The 20446-nt window shown below is 72.1% G+C and carries 20 protein-coding genes; 7 read left to right on the plus strand and 13 right to left on the minus strand.

The genetic code is table 11. From position 1 onward, the window contains the following. Positions 1–3 precede the first annotated feature (3 nt). A complete protein-coding gene (locus tag AB0J33_RS10755) occupies positions 4–1200 on the plus strand; it encodes a homogentisate 1,2-dioxygenase domain-containing protein (RefSeq protein WP_363612085.1) in 1197 nt (398 codons plus the stop codon). Here AB0J33_RS10755 and AB0J33_RS10760 read toward each other — a convergent pair. From AB0J33_RS10760 to AB0J33_RS10775, 4 genes are read right to left on the minus strand one after another with little or no spacing between them, the layout of a single operon-like run. Then, complete coding sequence (locus tag AB0J33_RS10760) at positions 1197–2225, minus strand: tetratricopeptide repeat protein (protein ID WP_363612088.1); 1029 nt, start codon at positions 2223–2225, stop codon at positions 1197–1199. The two genes, AB0J33_RS10755 and AB0J33_RS10760, sit on opposite strands and share 4 nt — an antisense overlap. Before the next feature lie 10 nt (positions 2226–2235). Beyond that, positions 2236–2721, minus strand: coding sequence for a 2-C-methyl-D-erythritol 2,4-cyclodiphosphate synthase (gene ispF / locus AB0J33_RS10765; RefSeq protein ID WP_363612392.1), 486 nt, complete (start codon positions 2719–2721; stop codon positions 2236–2238). A gap of 13 nt (positions 2722–2734) precedes the next feature. Beyond that, the gene (ispD, locus tag AB0J33_RS10770) at positions 2735–3430 is read right to left on the minus strand and encodes a 2-C-methyl-D-erythritol 4-phosphate cytidylyltransferase (protein ID WP_363612090.1); all 696 of its coding nucleotides are present in this window, start codon (positions 3428–3430) and stop codon (positions 2735–2737) included. Positions 3431–3486: 56 nt separating this feature from the next. Further along, positions 3487–3972, minus strand: a complete 486-nt coding sequence (locus AB0J33_RS10775) for a CarD family transcriptional regulator (RefSeq protein ID WP_007073334.1) — start codon at positions 3970–3972, stop codon at positions 3487–3489. 328 nt (positions 3973–4300) lie between these two features. On the opposite strand from AB0J33_RS10775, the gene AB0J33_RS10780 reads away from it, so the two are divergent. Next, positions 4301–4981, plus strand: a complete 681-nt coding sequence (locus AB0J33_RS10780) for a hypothetical protein (RefSeq protein ID WP_363612093.1) — start codon at positions 4301–4303, stop codon at positions 4979–4981. 44 nt (positions 4982–5025) lie between these two features. Here AB0J33_RS10780 and AB0J33_RS10785 read toward each other — a convergent pair whose 3' ends face one another. The 4 genes from AB0J33_RS10785 to AB0J33_RS10800 form a co-directional block, all read right to left on the minus strand. Then, entirely contained in the window at positions 5026–5655 is a 630-nt protein-coding gene (locus AB0J33_RS10785; RefSeq protein ID WP_363612095.1) for a hypothetical protein, read from the minus strand. Positions 5656–5688: 33 nt separating this feature from the next. Next, entirely contained in the window at positions 5689–6738 is a 1050-nt protein-coding gene (locus tag AB0J33_RS10790; RefSeq protein WP_363612097.1) for a type III polyketide synthase, read from the minus strand. A gap of 94 nt (positions 6739–6832) precedes the next feature. Continuing rightward, entirely contained in the window at positions 6833–7999 is a 1167-nt protein-coding gene (locus AB0J33_RS10795; protein ID WP_363612099.1) for an acyl-CoA dehydrogenase family protein, read from the minus strand. A 40-nt stretch (positions 8000–8039) separates the two neighbouring features. Beyond that, on the minus strand, positions 8040–8813 hold the full coding sequence (locus AB0J33_RS10800) for a methyltransferase domain-containing protein (RefSeq protein ID WP_363612101.1): 774 nt from the start codon (positions 8811–8813) through the stop codon (positions 8040–8042). 46 nt (positions 8814–8859) lie between these two features. On the opposite strand from AB0J33_RS10800, the gene AB0J33_RS10805 reads away from it, so the two are divergent. The 4 genes from AB0J33_RS10805 to disA all read left to right on the plus strand — a co-directional run bounded on the left by AB0J33_RS10805 (position 8860) and on the right by disA (position 13477). Beyond that, the gene (locus AB0J33_RS10805; RefSeq protein WP_363612103.1) at positions 8860–9699 is read left to right on the plus strand and encodes a UbiA family prenyltransferase; all 840 of its coding nucleotides are present in this window, start codon (positions 8860–8862) and stop codon (positions 9697–9699) included. Between the two features lie 139 nt (positions 9700–9838). Then, positions 9839–10618: a hypothetical protein gene (locus AB0J33_RS10810; protein ID WP_363612105.1), complete on the plus strand. Its 780-nt coding sequence runs from the start codon at positions 9839–9841 to the stop codon at positions 10616–10618. An 85-nt stretch (positions 10619–10703) separates the two neighbouring features. Further along, the gene (gene radA, locus AB0J33_RS10815; RefSeq protein WP_363612107.1) at positions 10704–12161 is read left to right on the plus strand and encodes a DNA repair protein RadA; all 1458 of its coding nucleotides are present in this window, start codon (positions 10704–10706) and stop codon (positions 12159–12161) included. A gap of 131 nt (positions 12162–12292) precedes the next feature. After that, positions 12293–13477 carry a DNA integrity scanning diadenylate cyclase DisA gene (gene disA, locus AB0J33_RS10820; RefSeq protein ID WP_030327921.1) on the plus strand — a complete coding sequence of 395 codons (1185 nt, stop codon included), beginning with the start codon at positions 12293–12295 and terminating at the stop codon, positions 13475–13477. Positions 13478–13483: 6 nt separating this feature from the next. On the opposite strand, the gene AB0J33_RS10825 is transcribed toward disA, so the two are convergent. The 3 genes from AB0J33_RS10825 to AB0J33_RS10835 all read right to left on the minus strand — a co-directional run bounded on the left by AB0J33_RS10825 (position 13484) and on the right by AB0J33_RS10835 (position 15388). Then, positions 13484–14200 carry a hypothetical protein gene (locus AB0J33_RS10825; protein WP_363612109.1) on the minus strand — a complete coding sequence of 239 codons (717 nt, stop codon included), beginning with the start codon at positions 14198–14200 and terminating at the stop codon, positions 13484–13486. Positions 14201–14306: 106 nt separating this feature from the next. Further along, positions 14307–14879 (minus strand): peptide deformylase, encoded by a 573-nt coding sequence (locus AB0J33_RS10830; RefSeq protein ID WP_363612111.1) that lies wholly within the window; start codon positions 14877–14879, stop codon positions 14307–14309. Next, a complete protein-coding gene (locus tag AB0J33_RS10835) occupies positions 14876–15388 on the minus strand; it encodes an ACT domain-containing protein (RefSeq protein WP_363612113.1) in 513 nt (170 codons plus the stop codon). Before AB0J33_RS10835 ends, AB0J33_RS10830 begins: the two co-directional genes overlap by 4 nt. 96 nt (positions 15389–15484) lie before the next feature. Between AB0J33_RS10835 and AB0J33_RS10840 the strand changes: the two genes are divergently transcribed. Next, complete coding sequence (locus AB0J33_RS10840) at positions 15485–16396, plus strand: A/G-specific adenine glycosylase (RefSeq protein WP_363612115.1); 912 nt, start codon at positions 15485–15487, stop codon at positions 16394–16396. A 452-nt stretch (positions 16397–16848) separates the two neighbouring features. Here the strand turns inward: AB0J33_RS10840 and AB0J33_RS10845 are convergent, their stop codons facing one another. Together AB0J33_RS10845 and AB0J33_RS10850 are read right to left on the minus strand one after the other, a co-directional pair. After that, on the minus strand, positions 16849–19392 hold the full coding sequence (locus AB0J33_RS10845) for an ATP-dependent Clp protease ATP-binding subunit (protein ID WP_278149421.1): 2544 nt from the start codon (positions 19390–19392) through the stop codon (positions 16849–16851). 629 nt (positions 19393–20021) lie between these two features. Further along, positions 20022–20366 (minus strand): Lsr2 family protein, encoded by a 345-nt coding sequence (locus AB0J33_RS10850; protein ID WP_363612117.1) that lies wholly within the window; start codon positions 20364–20366, stop codon positions 20022–20024. Between the last annotated feature and the right edge of the window lie 80 nt (positions 20367–20446).

The raw sequence follows: 20446 nt of genomic DNA on the forward strand, positions 1-20446 counted from the left end.
GAGATGCCGTACTACCGCAGCGTCGGCGAGGTGCCGCGCAAGCGTCACACCCAGTTCCGGCAGCCGGACGGCAGCCTCTACGCCGAGGAGCTGATGGGTCAGGAGGGCTTCTCGTCCGACTCGTCCCTGCTCTACCACCGGTACGCGCCCACCGCGATCCTGGCCGCCGACGAGTTCACCCCACCCGCGTTCACCCGGGCGCCGAACCTGCCGCTCAAGCCCCGCCACCTGCGCACCCACAAACTCGACACCGGCGGCGCCGACCCCATCCTCGGCCGGCAGTACCTGCTCGCCAACGACGACGTGCGGATCGGCTACGTGCTCGCCGACCGGCCCTCCCCGCTGTTCCGCGACGCCACCGGCGACCACTGCCTCTACGTCGAGTCGGGCACCCTGCGCGTCGAGTCCCCGTTCGGGGCACTGGACGCGGTCGCTGGCGACTACGTCGTCATCCCCACCTCGACCATCCACCGACTGGTGCCCACCGGCGGCCAGCCCGTCCGGCTGCTCGCCGTCGAGGCGTCCGGGCACATCGGCCCGCCCAAGCGCTACCTCTCCGTACGCGGCCAGTTCCTGGAGCACTCGCCGTACTGCGAGCGCGACGTCCGCGGCCCCGACGCCCCGCTGCTCGTCGACGGCGAGGAGGTCGAGGTGCTGGTCCGGCACCGGTCCCGGGCCGCAGGCCCCGGTGGCAGCGGCACTGCTTGGACTCGTCACACTTATGCCCACCACCCGTTCGACGTGGTCGGCTGGGACGGCCACCTCTACCCGTGGGCGTTCTCCATCCACGACTTCGAGCCGATCACCGGCCGCATCCACCAGCCCCCGCCGGTGCACCAGACCTTCCAGGGGCCCAACTTCGTCATCTGCTCGTTCGTGCCCCGCAAGGTCGACTACCACCCGCAGTCGATCCCGGTGCCGTACAACCACCACAACGTCGACTCCGACGAGATGCTCTTCTACACCGGAGGCAACTACGAGGCGCGGCGTGGCTCCGGCATCGGGCAGGGCTCGATCTCACTGCACCCGTCCGGTTTCACCCACGGCCCCCAGCCCGGCGCCGCCGAGCGTTCCATCGGCGCGGACTACTTCGACGAGTTGGCCGTCATGGTCGACACCTTCCGCCCGCTGGATCTCTGCGACGCCGCCGGCGCCTGCGAGGACGAGGGGTACGCCTGGACCTGGGCGCGTCGCGGTTAGCGGACGGCGGTTCTGGTGAAGACGGCGAACTCGGCCACGGCGGTGGTGGCGATGGCCAGCACCAGGGGCCACGGGGAGCCGACCATCGCGTACACCAGCAGCAGCAACGGCGCGGCGGCCACGGCGTAGACCGCCAGGGCCATCGCGCGGTCCGAGTGCAGCATCGCCGGCAGGACGGTCCGGGTCAGGCCCGGCAGCCGGGCCCCGAGCTGCCAGACGACCACTCCGCCGGTGAGCGCGGCGAGCACCGCCAGAACGCGGGAGAACCCGTCGTTCGCCGACGCCGCGAACGCGACGAGCACCGCCGCCACCAGCGACCAGCCCGCGCCGTAGAGCACCAGACGATGCAGCCCGTACGCGAGGGTCCGTGGCGAGTCGATCCGGCTCGGGCTGACCGTCACCGCCTCGGCCACGTGCTCCAATGCCTCCGACCAGCGGCGCTGCTCCAGCCGCAGGACACCCACGTCCTGCCCGGCGTCGGCGATCCGCGGGTCGAGCCGCAGCGCCTCCCGGTAGGCCCGCTCGGCCAGGTCGAACAGATCCAGGCGGGCGGCGACCAGGCTGAGCACCAGGTGCGCCTGCGGCTCCTGCGGAGCCAGTTCGACACCCCGCCAGGCCGCGTTAAGCGCCGGCTGACCGTTGCGGGCGCCGGCCAGGATCGCCGCAGCGCTGCGCTGGGCGTACGCGTCGGCCGGGCCGAGGGTGAGGATCCGGTCCGCGGTGGCGGCCGACTCGGGGTAGCGCTCCAGGTCGGCCAGAGCCATCCCCCTGGCGACCAGCGGCGGGAGGGCGTCCGGGGCGGCGGCCACGGCCGTGTCGGCGGCGGTGAGCGCCTCCGCCGGGCGCTCTGCGGCCAGGTGCACCCGGGCCAGCATGGTGAGGGCGTCCACGTCGTCAGGCCGCAGGGCCAGCCCGTAGGCCAGCTCCCCGGCCGCCTCGTCGTAGCGGCCGAGCTCGGCGAGAAGTTGGGCCCGCTGGACGTAGCCGTCGGCGGCGGACTGGTCGGGGGTCGGGTCGCTGGACATCGCGGCGAGCCTAGGTGGTCGGCGCGTCGTACACCAGCGCCACCGCGACCCCGGCCAACCCCTCCTCGCGGCCGGCGAAGCCGAGCCCGTCGGTGGTCGCCGCCGAGACGGTGACCGGAGCGCCGACCGCGCCGGAGAGGACCTCCTGCGCCTCCGCCCGACGCCGCCCGATCTTGGGGCGATTGCCGATGACCTGCACGGACACGTTGCCGATCTCCAGGCCGGCGGCCCGCACCCGGCGGGCCGTCTCGGTCAGCAGGGCCACCCCGGACGCGCCGGCCCACTCCGGCTGGCCGACCCCGAAGGCGGATCCGAGATCACCGAGACCGGCGGCGGAGAGCAGCGCGTTGCAGGCGGCGTGTGCGGCGACGTCGGCGTCCGAGTGGCCGGCGAGACCGTCCTGGTCGGGCCAGAGCAGCCCGGCCACCCAGCAGGGCCGGCCGGGCTCGAACGCGTGCACGTCGGTGCCGATGGCCACCCGGGGAACGATCATGATCAGAGGGTACGCGTCACCCGTCGGCGGAAAGCAGATGCTCCGCCAGAGCCAGGTCGAACGGTCGGGTGATTTTCAGGGCGTACTCCGAGCCCGGCACGCAGCTCACCGCGACGCCCTGCTTCTCGACCAGCCCGGCGTCGTCGGTGAGGGAGTCACCGGCGGCGGCGTGTGCGGCGTTGAGCACGGCCCGCCGGAAGCCCTGCGGGGTCTGCACCGCGCGCAGAGCGGACCGGTCGACGGTGCCGAGCACCACCTCACCGGCGCCGACTTCCTTGATCGTGTCCACGACCGGTAGCACCGGGATCACCGCGTCGCACCCGCCCCGGACCGCCGCCGCGACGGATTCGACCAACTCGGGCGGAGTGAGCGCGCGGGCGGCATCGTGCACCAGCACGATCGTCGGGCCGGCGGGCACCGCGGCCAGCGCGGCGGCCACCGACGCCTGCCGTTCCGCACCACCGGGCACCACGATCACCGGTGCGACCGGGGCCAACAGCTCGCGGACGGCCTGCACCTCGGCGACCGGCGCGGCAACCACGATGGTGTGCACCGAGGGCGCGGCGGCCAGCCGACGCACGGCGTGCACCAGCAGGGGTTCACCGGCGAGCAGGCGCAGCGCCTTGGGTCGGCCGGGGCCGAGCCGTACGCCGGCACCCGCCGCAGGCACGAGGACCGCGACGTCACCGCGCGGATTGAGCTGCGCGGTCACGTCGCGGTCCTCGGTGGTTTCATCACTACGAACTGGGTACGACGATGCTGTGCGGACTAGGCCTCGGTGAGGACCTTGTCGAGCAGCGTCTCCGCCTCATCCTTGGTGCTCTTCTCGGCCAGCGCGACCTCGCCGACGAGAATGTCGCGGGCCTTGGCGAGCATCCGCTTCTCGCCCGCAGAGAGGCCCCGCTCCCGCTCCCGGCGCCACAGGTCACGCACGACCTCGGCGACCTTCAGCGGGTTGCCGGAAGCCAGCTTTTCCAGATTGGCCTTGTAACGCCGCGACCAGTTGGTCGGCTCCTCGGTGTGCGGAGCCCGCAGAACGTCGAAGACCTTACCGAGGCCCTCTTCGCCAACCACCTCGCGCACGCCCACGATCTCGGCGTTCTCGGCCGGCACCCGGACCGTCAGGTCACCCTGCGCGACCCTCAGGACGAGGTATTGCTTAGGCTCGCCCTTGATGACCCGAGTCTCGATTGCCTCGATGAGTGCGGCCCCGTGGTGGGGGTAAACAACGGTCTCGCCGACACTGAAAACCATAGGTTCGAAACCCCTTTCGCTGTGTCTAGGGTAACACGGTCAGGCACCGATGTCTCACCGATGTCCTGACCGTTGGCGCAGCTCAGGGGCCCTGTGAGAGGTCTTGCTTCAGCTTGACAGGCGGTCAAACCGATGGTTCGAACACGCTCCGTAACGGGCAAATGACTGCCCGGTACGGGTGAACAGAACGTGGAGATCAAGGGCTATGCGCTCCTCCCATGGTAGCCCGGCCGGCAGGACCGCGCCCAGGTCTAGCGGGAGGAGCCCCGGGTGCGCGACCCTGGAGACCGAGCCGCACTCCGCTCTCGAGACGCTTCCAGGAGGTCCGATGGGCAAGCCGGACGCAGAGGGACACGGGTCAGCCGACGGCCTGCCCGGCCTGCCACCCGAATGGGGCCGGGTGGTGGTTCCCGACGACGCCTCCGCGCTGGCCGCCGAGGCCGCCCAGGTGCGCCGTGAGCTGCGCCGGGCCGGCGGCCACCGCGCTCTGGGCCTGCCGCTGCTGGTCCTGCTCGTGGCGGTCCTCACCACGCTGGCCGGCCTGCTGGTGGTCACCTGGCCCCGGGCCAACCGCGGCACCGACCGTGCGACCCCGACCCCTTACTCCCCACCCGCGACCCTCGCCGGTCGGGCGCTGCCCGCACTGGACCTGGTCGACGCGGAGAACGCGCCGGTGCCACTGCGCGGCCTGCTACCCGCCATGATCATCCTGCTGGACGGCTGCCCGTGCCCGGACCGGGTCACCGACGCCCTCACGGCCGCACCCGCCGGCGTCTCCGTGGTCACCGTCACCGGCGGGCGGACGGTCCCAGCAGGGCCGAGCACCCCACGAGGGGCGCGTGCCCTGGCCGACCCCGCCGGAGGGCTGCGCTCGTTCCTGGGCCAACCGGCCCGTCCGGGCGCCGCCAGCGCCCTGCTGGTCGACCGCACCGGCACGGTGACCCGGGCGCTGCCCGACGTGGGGACGGTCGACACCTACCGGAGCGACCTGAGCGCCCTCACCGGCTGACCTGCCGCGACCTGCGACCAGGCGGGCGGGGCGACCCCACCCACCTAGCGGGGCAGGGTGACGAGCTGCGCCTCGACGTCGATCTCGCGCACCCCGACGACCGACAGCGACACCTGGAACGGCCTGCCGTGCGAGAGCACCTCGGCGCTGGTGACCGTGCCGTCGCAGTCGATCTCGGACGGCCCGGCCAGCTCGCCCTCCGAGACCGACACCGACAGGGTGCCCAGCCTGGTACACCGGTACTGCAGCAGGTAGCGGGAGTCACCGCCCCCCGCCTGCTGGACGATGCGCTGCCCCGGCACGAGCACCTCCCGCGCCCGCCAGATCGTCTCGCGGAACGTGGGCAGCTCACCCTGGAGAACGAACCAGCTCGGATCACCCTCGATGTCGGTGATCATGCCGGTGGACGGGTCGATCTGCGTTCGCACCATCTCGCCCGTCGCGTCCACCCGCACCGTCAGCCGCTCACCGGGTGTCCCGCCGACCACCGCGCGATCCAGCGCGCTGCTGACGGTCGGCCCGACGCTCGGCACGACCGCCACCGAAGACCGCGCCGACCCGGCCGTCGACGCGGGCGCGGCGGCACGCCACCACCAGCCACCGACGGCCAGAACGGCCACCGCGGCACCGAACAGCACCGCCGAGCGCAGCTGGTCGTCCACCGTCGCATCCACCCCCCGAGCGTACCGGCCCGGGCCGGCGGAGGTTCACCTCTGTCGATCGAGCAGGGCGGCGTACAGGGTGAGCCCGGGGCCGAACGCCAGCATGACGACGCGCCGGGCCGACGGCGTCGCCCGGCCCAGCCGATCCAGGATCAGCAGTACCGTCGGCGAGGAGCAGTTGCCGTGCTCGTCCAACGTCGCCCGGGACGCCGCCAACCCCTGCGGGGGCAGCGCCAACTCCCGCTCGACCACGTTGAGGATCCGCGGCCCGCCCGGGTGCACGGCCCAACCGTCCACCTCGGAGTCGCTGACACCGTGCCGGGCGAGCAGATCGTCGACCAGACCGCGAACGTGCCGGGACAGCACCTGCGGCACCTTCGGCGACAACCCCATCCGGAACCCCACGTCGGTGACGTCCCAGGTCATGTGGTCGGCGGTCGAGGTGTCGGTGACGGCGGTGACCTCGCGCACCGCGTACCCCGGGCCGCCCGGCACGACCACGGCGGCGACCGCGGCGTCCGAGAAGAGCGCGTGGGAGACGATCTGCTGGGTGTCCACCCGGGCGCTGGACGGCTGGATGTGCAGGCTGGTCAGCTCCGCGCAGAGCAGCAACGCCGGGCGCCCCCGGGCGGTCACGAAGTCACTCGCCGCGCCGAGCCCCGGCAGCGCCGCGTAACAACCCATGTGGCCGATGACCATCCGCTGGGTGTCCGCGGCCATGCCCAGGTCGCGGGCGAGCAGGATGTCCAGCCCCGGGGTGGCGTACCCGGTGCAGGAGCAGACGATGAACAGGCCGATGTCGCCGGCGCTCAACCCGGCCGCGGTCAACGCACGACCCACCGCCTCCTTGCCCAGCGGCAACGCCTCCACCTGGTAGCGGCGCATCCGCCGCTCGGTCGGCCAGTCCGAGACGTCCTCGAGCAGGGGGTTGACCGCGGCCTGCCGCCGGGTCACCCCCGAGTTCGCGAAGATTCGCTGGGCCAACGACCGGGTGGTGCCGGAGAAGTGCCGGGAGAAGAAACCCTCCCACAATTCGTCCTGCGAAGCGGACGGCGGCTGCGCTGTCCCGAGCCCCGCGATCACTGGTACGGACACGATCCCCACCTCTCGTCAGATGCTGTCCTCCCCCTGGCCGTCCCACCAGCCACCTCGGCTGGTCCGTCTTCCGTGCGAGCCCCGAACGGCGGGCTCACCAACGCGGTGCCGATCCGTCACGATCCGGGTCGCCGCCCAGCGCCGCGATGCCCAGCCAGTCGGCGCAGACATCCGACGTGGCCGGATGCAGTGAGCCGCACCGGGCGTCGCGGTAGAGCCGTTCCAACGGATGACCACGGCGGGTCGCCGAGGTGCCCGCCGCCTCCAGCACCGACGCCGCCACCTCCGCGGCCGTGGTGCCGGCGAGCAGCTTCGCCCGCCACACCCACCGGTTGGTCTCCTCGTCGCCGGGCGCCTCGTCCACCCGGCGGGCCGCCTCCGCGACCGCCAGCTGCGCGGCGGCCGTCGCCGCGTCCGCCCGACCCAACCGGGCCCGCACCGCCGGCAGACCGGCCAGGTTACGGGCGTTGAGGTGCTCGGCCGCCGCGTCGATCGCCGCCCGAGCGACCCCCACGTAGACGGCGGCGTAGCTGGCCACCAGCCAGTGCGGCATCAGTTGGGCGACCACCAGCGCCAGCCCCTCCACCCCGCCGAGCAGCCGGTCCGCCGGCACGCTGACGTCCAGATGCAGGTCGTGGGAGGAGGTGGCGCGCATGCCGAGCGAGTCCCAGGTCGGCTCCACGGTCAGCCCGTCGCCGGCCGGCACCAGGAACTGGGAGACCACCGACTGGTCGGCCGCGCTGCGGGCCGCCACCAGGTAGCCGTCGGCGTGCCCCGCGCCGGAGCAGAAGGTCTTGCTGCCCTTGAGGTGCCAGCCCCCGTCGGTCGGCTCGTACGCCGTGGTCAGCTGGGACAGGCGGGCGCCCGCGCCGCGCTCGCTCATCGCGACCGCGTACCAGGAGCCCTGGGCGGCGGCGGTGAGCAGCCGGTCCCGGGCGGCCAGCGCCTCGTCCGGCACACCCAGCGCCTCGGCCAACTCCTCGGTGACCGCGCCGAGAGCCCCGGTCACCGAGGCGTGCATGTTGAACACCAGGGCGGTCGCACCGTTGCCCCGGGCAAGCTCGGTGGCCACCGCGGCGTACTCGGCGAAGGTGGCGCCCAGACCGCCGAGGGCCCGGGGCACCATCAGCCCGAACAGGCCGGCCTCGCGCAGGTCGGCGAAGTCGTCCACGGGGAAGGAACCGTCCCGGTCGTGCTCGGCCGCCCGCGCGGCGAACCGCGGCGCCAACCGGCGTGCTGCCTCGAGCGCGTGCACCGTCATCTCGTTCCTCCTCGGCGTTCCATACCCCGCCACGGCCTGACTATCCTTTGCGGACCCCCCGGCCCTGGTAGAGCACGGCGGTCGAGCGGGTCGGCACGATGCGCGGCGTACGGCCGACCGGCACCCCGCCGGCGACCCCACCCGCCCGGACGCGGCGCACCAGCCAGGCGAGCAGGCCACCGACCTGCGGGCGGATGCCTCGCAGTCGCAGGTCGACACCGTGCCGGGCGCACTCGGCCACCAGCGCCCGCGCGTCCACGAACAACCGAGGGTCGTGGATGCCGCGTGGCACCGTCGGCAGCCGCTCGGCGATCCGTACCGCGACGAGCCGGGCCAACGCCGTGTCGTTCAAAGTGTCCAGCACCAGCACGCCACCGGGGCGCAGCAGCCGACACGCCTCGGCCACCGCGCGCGGCCAGTCCGGCACGTGCTCCAGCAACTCCCCGGCGGAGACCACGTCGGCGCAGCCGTCGGGCAGCGGCACCGCGGTGGCGTCACCCTGGACGACGCGCACCCCGTGCTCGGCGGCCTGGACAAGGGCCGAGCGGGTCAGATCGACTCCGATGTGGCGGTAACCCTTGCCGGCCAGGTGCGGCGCGAGCAGGCCGGCGCCGCACCCCAGATCGACGAGCACCGCGTCGGGACGGGTGGCCGGTGGCACCAGCGCCGCACGGGCCTGCGCCAGCCAGTGCAGCATCGCGAACGCGCCGTCCGGTCGCCACCACTCGCCGGCCAGATCGTCGTACTGACGCGGATCGTTCGGCGGCAGCACCCTCGGACCGCTGGATGCCCCGGCCGCAGCCACGTCTCGCATGGCACCGAGCGTGGCACGACTGCTCGGTAACGACCAGACTTCCCTTATGTCGTCGAGGGTGTTAGGGCTGGTCAGAGCGAGCCATCCGGAACCGGCCGCGGCGGTGACCACGGTGGCCGGTCTGCTGGCGTGGGGAGTGGGCCACCGGGCGGTCGGGATCGCCTCGGTGGTGCTCGCCGTGCTGGCCAGTCAGCTCGCCGTCGGCTGGACCAACGACGCGCTGGACGCCGAGCGGGACGCCACTGTGGGGCGTACCGACAAACCGGTCGCCAGTGGCGCGGTCGGTCGGCGCGTCACGGCCTGGGCCGCCGCGGCGGCCGCGGTGGCCTGCCCGCTGCTGGCGCTGACCACGAACCCGGCGGCGGCGTTCTGGTTGACGCTCGCCCTGGTCTCCGCCCTGCTCTACGACTGGCCGCTGAAGGCCACCGTGTTCTCGGTGCTGCCCTACGCGGTGTCGTTCGGGGCGCTGCCCGCCTTCGTGGTGCTGGCGCTGCCCGGCCAGCCGGCCCCGCCCGCCTGGCTGGTGGTGGCGGCGGCCTGCCTGGGCGCCGGCGCGCACTTCGCCAACGTGCTGCCCGACCTGGCCGACGACGCCCGCACGGGCGTGCGCGGCCTGCCGCACCGGCTGGGCGCCGCCGGCAGCCGGATGGCCGCGGCCGGTCTCCTCCTCGCGGCGACGGCGGCGCTGGCCCTCGGACCATCCGGGCCGCCGTCGGCGATCGGCTGGGCGGCGGTCGGCACGGCCGCCGTGGTGCCGCCGCTGAGCTGGTACGCCGGACGCTCCGCGATCCGGGCGGGCCGGCGGCCGGTGGCGGCGTTCCGGGCGGTGATGCTGGTGGCCCTCATCGACGTCGTTCTGCTGGTGGCGAGCGGTCGGGTGGTGTGAACGCCCCCCGGCAAGGTGGCATTGCCGGGTCCGCGTGCGGGCCTCGATCAGCCCCAACTACCCTGGAGCGCGGTCTGCGCGGGTATGGCCACCGTGCCCGGCGTACGGCCCGGGTGGGATTGTGACGAGGAGGACCGACGTGACGCGCTCGATCAGGGGACCCCGGCGGGCGGCCCTGTTGCTGTCCGGGATCGCGGCGGCCAGCCTGCTGGCCTCCGGATGCGGTGCCGGTCAGATCGCCGAGACCGCGTTGAAGGAGCCGTCGGTCCAGGGCGTCAACCTCACGACCAGCAACGGCTCCTTCTCGGTGCGCGGCCTGCTGGTGGACTTCCCGGGCACCGAGGGTTACAAGGCTGGTCAGGACGCGGGGCTCGGCGCCGTGATCTACAACGACTCGAAGGAGACGGTGACGGTCACCGTCACCACCGAGAGCGCCCGCGAGGTGGTGATCAGCGGCGGCTCGGCGAGCCCGTCGCCGTCCGCCTCGGAGTCCGCCTCGATGAGCCCGTCGCCGTCCGGCTCGGCCAGCCCGTCGACCCCGACGTCCGGCTCGGCCAGCCCGTCGGCCACGCCCTCCGAGACCGGGTCGTCCTCGGCTACCCCGTCCGCCCCGGAGTCGGCGCGGGCGTCGGGTTCTGCCAGCCCCTCCGCCCCGGGTCAGCCGGCCCGGATCGAGCTGGCGCCGTTGAGCTACGTCCAGTTCAACTCGGAGGCCACCACCCAGCTCCGGCTGATCGGCCTGACCGAGGCGCTGCGCTCCGGCCAGAACGTCGTCGTGACCTTCGACTTCGGCAACGGCAACACGGTCACCGGCCAGGCGCCGATCGCCGTGCCGCTCACCCCGGCGGCGCCTCCCTCGCCGATCATCGAGCGCGAGGGCGGCTACGAGGGCGACGAGGGCGGCACGACCCACGGCTGACCTGACCCGCACATCGACGAACGCCCCGGCGTGGTGACCACCACGCCGGGGTGTTTTCGTCGTACGCGAGGACTAGCGTCCTGATGTGACCACCTCCCGATCGACTCCTCCGCGTGGCGGCACGGCCGGTGCCGCGCGTGGTCGGTCCGCCGCCCGCGAGCCGCGTCCGGCCTACGAGTGCGACGCCTGCGGGCACCAGCCGCCCAAGTGGGTGGGGCGCTGCCCGGAGTGCGGCGAGTGGGGGTCGGTGGTCGAGAGCACGGTGACCGGCCCGACCGTCTCCGGTCGGGTGGTCAGCTCCCGGATGCCGTCCGAGCCGGCCCGACCGATCGCCACCATCAGCGCCGCTCCGGCCCGCGCCCGTCCCACCGGTGTGAGCGAGCTCGACCGGGTGCTCGGCGGCGGCCTGGTCCCCGGTGCCGTGGTGTTGCTCGCCGGTGAGCCCGGTGTCGGCAAGTCGACCCTTCTGCTCGACGTGGCGCAGCAGTGGGCGGTCGGCGCCGGCAGTCCCTCGCTGGTCGTCAGCGGCGAGGAATCGGTGAGTCAGGTGCGCCTGCGCGCCGAGCGGATGGGCACTCTGCACGAGCGGCTCTACCTCGCCGCGGAGAGCGACCTCGCCTCGGTGCTCGGGCACCTCGACGCGGTCAAGCCGGGCCTGCTGGTGCTCGACTCGGTGCAGACCATCTCGACGACCGGCACCGAGGGGGTGCCCGGTGGTGTGACCCAGGTTCGCGCGGTCACCGCCGCGCTGGTCTCGGTCGCCAAGGAGCGGGGCATCGCCACCGTACTGGTCGGGCACGTCACCAAGGACGGCCAGGTCGCCGGGCCTCGGGTGCTGGAGCACCTGGTCGATGTGGTGCTGCACTTCGAGGGCGACAAGCACTCCTCGTTGCGGCTGGTGCGCGGCGTGAAGAACAGGTTCGGCGCGGCCGACGAGGTCGGCTGCTTCGAGATGCACGAGGGCGGCATCAGCAGCCTGGCCGACCCGTCCGGGCTGTTCCTGACCCGCTACGCGGAGCCGGTGCCGGGCACCTGCGTGACCGTGGCCATGGAGGGGCGGCGGGCCCTGGTCACCGAGGTGCAGGCGCTGATCGGCGCGACCGTGGCGGGCTCACCCCGACGCACCGTCTCCGGCCTCGACTCGGCGCGACTGGCGATGGTGCTCGCCGTGCTGCAACGACGCACCGAGCGGCTGACCCTGCACGACCGGGAGGTCTTCGCCGCCACGGTGGGCGGCATCCGGGTGGTGGAGCCGGCCGCCGACCTGGCGGTGGCGCTGGCGGTCGCCTCCGGCGGGCTCAACCTGGCGATCGCCCCGCACCTGGTGGCGATCGGCGAGGTGGGGCTGACCGGTGAGGTGCGCCGGGTCGGGGCGGTGCCGCGCCGGCTGGCCGAGGCGGCCCGCCTGGGGTTCAAGGTGGCACTGGTGCCACCCGGTTGCGGCCCGGCCAGCACCGGCGCCGGCCCCGGGCAGATGCGGGTGACCGAGGTCACCGACGTCCGTTCGGCGCTGCACCATGCGGCCCGCGCGTCCGCCGAGTGACCCACCGTGCCGACGCCGACGGCGAAACCGGACAGCACGTCGCAAGCGGGAAACGCAGGAAAGGGCGGCATCGTGACACATCACAGTAACCACGACAGCACCCACCGCACGGCAGTCCGTAGACTGTGCCCGTGCCGATCGACCGCGATACCACCAAGCCAGCCGGCGCGCCGCCCCAGGCCCGCACCGGCGCCGTGGGCTCGCCCGCCCGCCCGATCAGCGTGAGCGTGACCGCGGGAGCCGCCGGGAGCGCCGGAGACCCGCTGCGCGCCAATCTCGCCCTGATGGCCCCGGGCACCGCCTTGCGCGACGGTCTGGAGCGCATCCTGCGGGGTCGCACGGGCGCGCTCATCGTGCTCGGCTACGACAAGGTGGTCGAGGGCCTGTGCACCGGCGGCTTCCCGCTGGACGTGGAGTTCTCCGCGACCCGGGTGCGAGAGCTGTGCAAGATGGACGGCGCCGTCGTGCTCTCCAGCGACGGCACCAGGATCGTCCGGGCGGCCGTGCACCTGATGCCTGACCCGTCCATCCCGACGGAAGAGTCCGGCACCCGGCACCGCACCGCGGAGCGGGTGGCCCGACAGACCGGCTATCCGGTCATTTCGGTCAGCCAGTCCATGCGGATCATCAGCCTCTACGTCAACGGCCAACGGCACGTGCTCGACGACTCGGCGGCGATCCTCTCCCGGGCCAACCAGGCGCTCGCCACCTTGGAGCGCTACAAGCTCCGGCTGGACGAGGTCTCCGGCACGCTCTCCGCCCTGGAGATCGAGGATCTGGTCACCGTACGGGACGCGGTGGCCGTGGTGCAGCGACTGGAGATGGTCCGCCGGATCGCCGACGAGATCGCCGGCTACGTCGTGGAGTTGGGCACCGACGGCCGCCTGCTCGCCCTGCAACTCGACGAGCTGATGGCCGGCGTGGACGCCGACCGGACGCTTGTCATCCGGGACTACCTCCCCGTCGGCCGCAAGTCGCGCACCCTCGACGAGGCGCTCGTCGAGCTGGACCTGCTCGGTGCCACCGAGCTGATCGACCTGGTGTCGGTGGCCAAGGCGATCGGCTACCCGGCCGCGTCCGACGCGCTCGACGCCGCGGTCAGCCCGCGCGGCTTCCGGCTGCTGGCCAAGGTGCCCCGGCTGCCGGTGGCGGTGGTCGACCGGCTGGTGCTGCACTTCGGCAGCCTCCAGCGGCTGCTCGGCGCGACCGTGGAAGACCTACAGGCCGTCGAGGGCGTCGGCGATGCCCGCGCCCGGGGCGTCCGTGAAGGGCTGTCCCGGCTCGCCGAGGCGTCCATCCTGGAACGCTACGTCTGACCCGACTCAGCCGGTGACGGTGAGCTTCACCGAATCGCTGAGCTTCGTGCCGACCCGCGCGAACACCTGGTACGACCCGATCGGCGGGAACGGCCCGCCGGCCAGCGCACCGTCGCACCGGCTGGTGTCCCGCCCGTTCCACGGCACCTGGTAGGAGCGCTCGAAGTTCGGCGTGAAGGACTGCACGTCCGAGCCCTGGACCTTGCCGCAGGTGTCCGACGACCAGATCTTCTCGGCACCGGACTTGATGAAGATCTCCTGAAGGTCCGCGCCGACGTTGCGACTGCACGTCCGGTCCGACGTGTTCTTGATCCTCAGCTCCAGCTCGACCACCGCCCCACGCTGCACCGAGGTCGGACTCGCCGAGGCGACCACTTTGATCTCCTCGTCGGTGCAGGTGCCGTCGTCCTCCGACCCGGCGGCCGCGCCCAGCGGAGGCGTGTTGCTGGTGATCGCCGGGCTCGGATTCGTCGCGCCCGCATCGGCGGACGCCGACGATGACGGAGCCCCGGTCTGCGGTGTCAGGACCGGCCCACCGGGACCGGACGTCGCGGCCGACGTCGCCGACGGCGAACCCCCCGCCTTCGGCTGCTGACCGCCGGAACGACCCGAACCGGTGCAGGAGTAGAGCAGGACCATCAGGAACAGAAACCCCGCTCCGAGTACGACGGCGCGACGCCGCCAGTACACGGCGGGTGGCAGGGGGCCGACCGTCAGACGCATGATGCCCCCCACCGTAGCCGCGCCCCACCCACCAGCGCGGCGCGACGCGCCGGAACCGATTCGAGGGGTGCGCCCGAACCTCTATTCAGGACAGACGGCACACCGGTCACAGGTAGACCTTGCGCTGGTAGACCGCGTGCGCGCCGGCCACCCGATCAAGAAAGAGTAGCCCCGCGCAGTGGTCGATCTCGTGCTGCAACGCCCGAGCCTCGAAGCCGTCGGTCACCAGCCGGACCGGCTCACCGGTGCCCGGCAGGTCACCCTCCACCACCAGCCGACTGGCCCGCTTCACGTCCCCGGTCAGGTCCGGCACCGACATGCAGCCCTCGCGGCCCGGTTTCCACCGCGTCGCCTCGACCACGCGCGCGTTGCACAGCACGAACGTGCCATGCACCGTGACCGCCTTCGGGTGCCCGGCCACGTCGACGGCGAAGACCCGCGCGCCCACCCCGACCTGCGGCGCGGCCAACCCGACGCAACCCGGCGACACCCTCATCGTGGCCACCAGATCGGCCGCCAGTCGCACCGTCTCCTTCGCGGTGGGATCGACCTCGTCAGCGACCCGACTCAACACCGGGTGCGGGGCGGACACCACCGCCCGCACCTCGCCCGGCACGTCCAGCGACTCCGGTGTCCAGTCCCCCAGACCGACGTACGGCCCAGCCTCCTCGCCGGTCACAACAAATCCGAATCCGCCGGCCGGAGGGTGACCTCCACGCCCAACTCGGCAGCCGTCCGGTGCAGCCGGTCGATCAGCGTGTCCGCCACACCGGCCGGCAACTCGACCTCCGCCAACACCACGTACAACGCACCGGTCAACCGGGTGCTCAGGTCGGTGACATTCCCCCCGGCGTCCACCAGCACCCGCGTCATCGCCGCGACGATCCCCATCCGGTCCGAGCCGTGCACCGCCATCACGTACGGCTCACCCGCCGCTGGCACCTCCCCGTCCGGGGTGACCGCGCGTACCGTCGCCAACAGCTGCCCCTCGGCGGCCAGCGGCGCCAGCGCGGCCTCGACCTCGGCGGCGGCCGGCCCGGTGCAGATGAGAGTCATCGCGAAATGCCCCCGCAGCCGCGTCATCGTGCTGTCGGTGAGGTTCGCGCCCAACCGGGCCAGCACCTCCGCGACGTCGGCCACGATGCCCGGCCGGTCCCGACCGATGACGGTGATCGCGAGCTCGTTCATCCGGGCATTCTCCCCCGTCCGGCGAACGCCGCCGCGGCACCCCGCCCGAGCCGCCCACCCAACGGGAACACCACCCGTGACATCATCGACGACGCCATGACTTCACCCGATTTCGCCACCCTGGTCAGCCGATGGTTCCAACAGCACGCCCGCGACCTGCCGTGGCGCGAACCCGGCGTCACCCCGTGGGCCATCCTGGTCAGCGAGGTCATGCTCCAGCAGACACCGGTGGTGCGGGTGCTACCGGCCTGGCATGCCTGGCTGGCCCGCTGGCCGGAGCCGGCCGCGTTGGCGGCCGACACCCCGGCCGAAGCGATCCGGATGTGGGGACGCCTCGGCTACCCCCGCCGGGCGGTCCGGCTGCGGGAATGCGCGGTAGCGATCGTCGAGCGGCACGGCGGCCAGGTCCCGGACCGGCTGGAGCACCTGCTGGCACTGCCCGGGGTCGGCACCTACACGGCGCGGGCGGTGGCCACGTTCGCCTACGGCCAGCGGCACCCGGTGGTCGACACGAACGTGCGCCGGGTCGTCTGCCGGGCGGTGGCCGGCGAACCAGACGCCGGGCCGACCACCCGACCAGCCGACCTGGTCGCCACCGAAGAGCTGCTCCCGACCGAACCGGCCGCGGCGGCGCTGGCCAGTGCCGCGTTCATGGAACTCGGCGCGATCATCTGCACGGCCCGCACACCGCGCTGCCCCGCCTGCCCGGTCGAGTCGATCTGCGCCTGGCGGGCGTCCGGCCAGGAGGCCCCGGCGGGGCCAAGCCGCCGACCCCAGCGGTACGCGGGCACCGACCGACAGGTACGCGGCCTGCTGCTCGGAGTGCTCCGGGAGAGCACCGGGCCCGTCCCGCACCAACGGCTCGACCAGGTCTGGACCGACGACGTGCAACGCGCCCGCGCCCTCGCCGGACTGGTCCAGGACGGGCTGGTCGAACCCGCCGGCGCCGACTCTTTCCGGCTGGTCGGCGACGGCCCGTCCCGCCCGACGGCCGACCTCACCACCTGACCCACGCTCCTCACCCGCACCCCGGGCACCGCTGCGCCCCCGCACCCTCACGCCCCGCGCCCTGCGCCCCCGCACCCCGCGCCCCCGCGCCCCGCGCCCTCACTCCCGCGCTCCGCGCCCGCGCCCGCGCCCGCGCCGCGCCGTGCCGTGCAACATCAGGGAAAGTGCTGCCTCCGGACGTCGTGAGGCAACACTTTCCCTGATGTTGTGCGGATCTTGCCGTGTTGAGCCGATCCTGTTGGGCCGCGCCGATCCTGCGATGTCGCGTCATCCTGCGGTGTCCGGCGCGGATCTTGCCGGTGTTGCGCAGACCCTGCGGCGTCCCGCGGATCCTGCGGCATCGCGCGGGATCTTGTGTCCGACGGGGCGGATGTGGACTTGGCGCGAGAGCGCCAAAAGGGCGGGGCCCCGATGGCTTGCGCCAATCGGGGCCCCGCCTCTTGCCGGTTGTGTTACTCGTCCGCGCCTGCGGCGGCGGTGCCAGCGGCAGTGCCACCGAGGTCGGCCGGGACGGCATCCGGAACTTCGACCGGCTTGTCCGCGCCCCGGAAGACGAGCTTGGACTTGTCGATGTCGTTCGGGTCGCCTTCGCAGTCCACCACGACGATCTGACCCGGGGTCAGCTCGTTGAAGAGGATGCGCTCGGAGAGGTTGTCCTCGATGTCGCGCTGGATCGTGCGACGAAGCGGACGGGCACCGAGCACCGGGTCGAAGCCCTTCGCGGCCAGGTACTTCTTGGCGTTGTCGGTCAGCTCCAGACCCATGTCCTTGTTACGCAGCTGGCCTTCGATCCGCTGGATCATGATGTCCACGATCGAGAGGATCTCGGTCTGGCGCAGCTGGTGGAAGACGATGGTGTCGTCGATCCGGTTGAGGAACTCAGGCCGGAAGTGCTGCTTGAGCTCGTCGTTGACCTTCTGCTTCATCCGGTCGTAGTTCGACTCGGAGTCCTCCGACTGCTGGAAGCCCAGCGACACCGCCTTGGCGACGTCACGGGTGCCCAGGTTGGTGGTCAGGATGATGACCGTGTTCTTGAAGTCCACGATCCGACCCTGACCGTCGGTGAGCCGACCGTCTTCGAGGATCTGCAGGAGCGTGTTGAACACGTCCGGGTGAGCCTTCTCGATCTCGTCGAAGAGGACCACCGAGAACGGCCGACGCCGCACCTTCTCGGTCAGCTGCCCACCCTCGTCGTAGCCAACGTAGCCGGGAGGGGCACCCACGAGCCGGGAGACCGTGTAACGGTCGTGGAACTCGGACATGTCCAGCTGGATGAGGGCATCCTCGCTGCCGAAGAGGAACTCGGCGAGCGCCTTGGACAGCTCGGTCTTACCGACACCGGACGGGCCGGCGAAGATGAACGAGCCCGACGGGCGCTTCGGGTCCTTCAGGCCGGCCCGGGTACGCCGGATCGCCTTCGAGACCGCCTTGACCGCGTCCTCCTGGCCGATGACGCGCTTGTGCAGCTCGTCCTCCATGCGCAGCAGGCGTGAGGTCTCCTCCTCGGTCAGCTTGTAGACCGGGATGCCGGTCCAGTTGCCGAGCACCTCGGCGATCTGCTCGTCGTCAACCTCGCTGACGACGTCCAGGTCACCGGCCTTCCACTCCTTCTCCCGCTGAGCCTTCTGACCGAGGAGCTGCTTCTCCTTGTCGCGCAGCTGGGCGGCACGCTCGAAGTCCTGCGCGTCGATCGCGGACTCCTTGTCGCGACGCACCTGGGCGATGCGCTCGTCGAAGTCACGCAGGTCTGGCGGCGCGGTCATCCGACGGATCCGCATCCGGGCACCGGCCTCGTCGATCAGGTCGATCGCCTTGTCCGGCAGGAAACGGTCGGAGATGTACCGGTCGGCCAGGGTCGCGGCGGCCACCAGAGCGGCATCCGTGATCGAGACGCGGTGGTGGGCCTCGTAGCGGTCGCGCAGGCCCTTGAGGATCTCGATGGTGTGGGCCAGCGACGGCTCACCCACCTGGATCGGCTGGAACCGGCGCTCGAGAGCGGCGTCCTTCTCCAGGTGCTTGCGGTACTCGTCGAGCGTGGTGGCACCGATGGTCTGCAGCTCACCACGGGCCAGCATCGGCTTGAGGATGCTCGCGGCGTCGATCGCGCCCTCGGCGGCACCCGCACCCACCAGGGTGTGGATCTCGTCGATGAACAGGATGATGTCACCGCGGGTGCGGATCTCCTTGAGCACCTTCTTGAGGCGCTCCTCGAAGTCACCGCGGTAGCGGGAACCGGCGACGAGCGCGCCCAGGTCGAGCGTGTAGAGCTGCTTGTCCTTGAGCGTCTCGGGCACCTCGCCCTTGATGATCTTCTGGGACAGGCCCTCCACCACGGCGGTCTTACCGACGCCGGGCTCACCGATCAGGACCGGGTTGTTCTTGGTACGGCGGGAGAGCACCTGCATGACCCGCTCGATTTCCTTCTCGCGCCCGATGACCGGGTCGAGCTTGCCCTCGCGGGCGGCCTGAGTCAGGTTGCGGCCGAACTGGTCCAGCACCAGGCTGGTCGACGGCGCGGCCTCACCCGGCGCGGCGCCCGCCGCGGCAGGCTCCTTGCCCTGGTAGCCGGAGAGCAGCTGGATCACCTGCTGGCGGACCCGGTTGAGGTCGGCGCCGAGCTTGACCAGCACCTGGGCGGCAACGCCCTCGCCCTCACGGATCAGCCCGAGCAGGATGTGCTCCGTGCCGATGTAGTTGTGGCCGAGCTGCAGCGCCTCGCGCAGCGACAGCTCCAGCACCTTCTTCGCCCGCGGCGTGAACGGGATGTGCCCGCTCGGCGCCTGCTGGCCCTGGCCGATGATCTCCTCGACCTGCTGGCGGACGCCCTCCAGGGAGATGCCGAGGCTCTCCAGGGCCTTTGCCGCGACGCCTTCACCTTCGTGGATCAGGCCCAGCAGGATGTGTTCCGTACCGATGTAGTTGTGGTTGAGCATCCGGGCCTCTTCTTGGGCCAGGACGACAACCCGTCGCGCTCGGTCGGTGAACCGCTCGAACATGCCCTCGTGCTCCTCACGTGCCGTGCGCCTTGATGGTCAAGATCTTGGCGGGGCCGGTGCACGAACGTCCAGGACGGGCGTCCGTGCCTCCTTACTCTATCGTCGTTGACCGACTCAGCTGAGGTCGTGTGTCTCTGGTCTGGGTCGGTTCCACGTCGTTTTGAACAACCGTCCGCGCTCAGGAGGTGTTCCGGTAGCCCTGTCGCTACGCGCAGAGCGAAATCCGACTGGCTCCCCGGAAGCCCTGTCCCGGCTCCGGAAGCGCTCCGGAAGGCTCCGGGAGGGCGGACCGACGGTCGCGACCAGCGCCGCGCCGAGCCCTGGGGGACGGTTTTCCACAGGTTGTGGATAGCTGCTCCACTGGTTGTGGACAACGTCGGCGGTCCCGGAATGCTTCCCGGCCCGCTGGGGACCCTCAGGCCGGCCCGAGCGGACCCCACAACGCTGACCCCCACGACGCGGACCCGAGCGGACGCCAGCGCCGACCTGAGCGCCCACCCGAACGAACCCCGCAACGCCGACCGCAACGCCGGCTGCCGAGCGGATACGGCGACGCCGGCCCGGAGAAATCCTCCGGCCCGGCGTCGGTGTCGCCTGCGGTGGCGGTTGGCCACCCAGCTGTTGACGGATCAGCGCTTCGCGTGGAACTCGTCGACGATCTCCTGGGGGATACGACCGCGGTCCGAGATGTCCTTGCCGGCCTTCTTGGCCCACTCCCGGATCGCCTTGTTCTGTTCCCGATCGGCGGTCGCGCCGCCCCGACCGCGGGCAGCCCGCCCACCGATCACCACGCCGCCCCGGCCAACCCTGGTGCCGGCCCCCACGTACTGCGCAAATGCATCGCGCAATTTTGCGGCGTTGGCACTCGACAGGTCGATCTCGTACTGAACGCCGTCGAGGGCGAACTTGACGGTCTCGTCCGCGTCCCCGCCGTCCAGGTCATCGACCAGCTTGTGAATGATCTGCTTGGCCACGTCCCACATTCCTTTCGAGCAGGGTGATCCTGCTAACGAGAGCACAATAACCCCCGCGCCGCTCGTCACGTCAATAGGAT

This window comes from Micromonospora sp. NPDC049645 (assembly GCF_040675155.1).
Taxonomy (GTDB): Bacteria; Actinomycetota; Actinomycetes; order Mycobacteriales; family Micromonosporaceae; genus Micromonospora.

Coding starts and splice junctions, on each gene's coding strand:
- AB0J33_RS10755 (WP_363612085.1), top strand. CDS start 4: ATGCCGTACTACCGCAGCGTCGGCGAGGTGCCGCGCAAGCGTCACACC.
- AB0J33_RS10845 (WP_278149421.1), bottom strand. CDS start 19,392: ATGTTCGAGCGGTTCACCGACCGAGCGCGACGGGTTGTCGTCCTGGCC.
- AB0J33_RS10840 (WP_363612115.1), top strand. CDS start 15,485: ATGACTTCACCCGATTTCGCCACCCTGGTCAGCCGATGGTTCCAACAG.
- AB0J33_RS10760 (WP_363612088.1), bottom strand. CDS start 2,225: ATGTCCAGCGACCCGACCCCCGACCAGTCCGCCGCCGACGGCTACGTC.
- AB0J33_RS10805 (WP_363612103.1), top strand. CDS start 8,860: ATGTCGTCGAGGGTGTTAGGGCTGGTCAGAGCGAGCCATCCGGAACCG.
- AB0J33_RS10825 (WP_363612109.1), bottom strand. CDS start 14,200: ATGCGTCTGACGGTCGGCCCCCTGCCACCCGCCGTGTACTGGCGGCGT.
- AB0J33_RS10835 (WP_363612113.1), bottom strand. CDS start 15,388: ATGAACGAGCTCGCGATCACCGTCATCGGTCGGGACCGGCCGGGCATC.
- AB0J33_RS10795 (WP_363612099.1), bottom strand. CDS start 7,999: ATGACGGTGCACGCGCTCGAGGCAGCACGCCGGTTGGCGCCGCGGTTC.
- AB0J33_RS10775 (WP_007073334.1), bottom strand. CDS start 3,972: ATGGTTTTCAGTGTCGGCGAGACCGTTGTTTACCCCCACCACGGGGCC.
- AB0J33_RS10780 (WP_363612093.1), top strand. CDS start 4,301: ATGGGCAAGCCGGACGCAGAGGGACACGGGTCAGCCGACGGCCTGCCC.
- AB0J33_RS10800 (WP_363612101.1), bottom strand. CDS start 8,813: ATGCGAGACGTGGCTGCGGCCGGGGCATCCAGCGGTCCGAGGGTGCTG.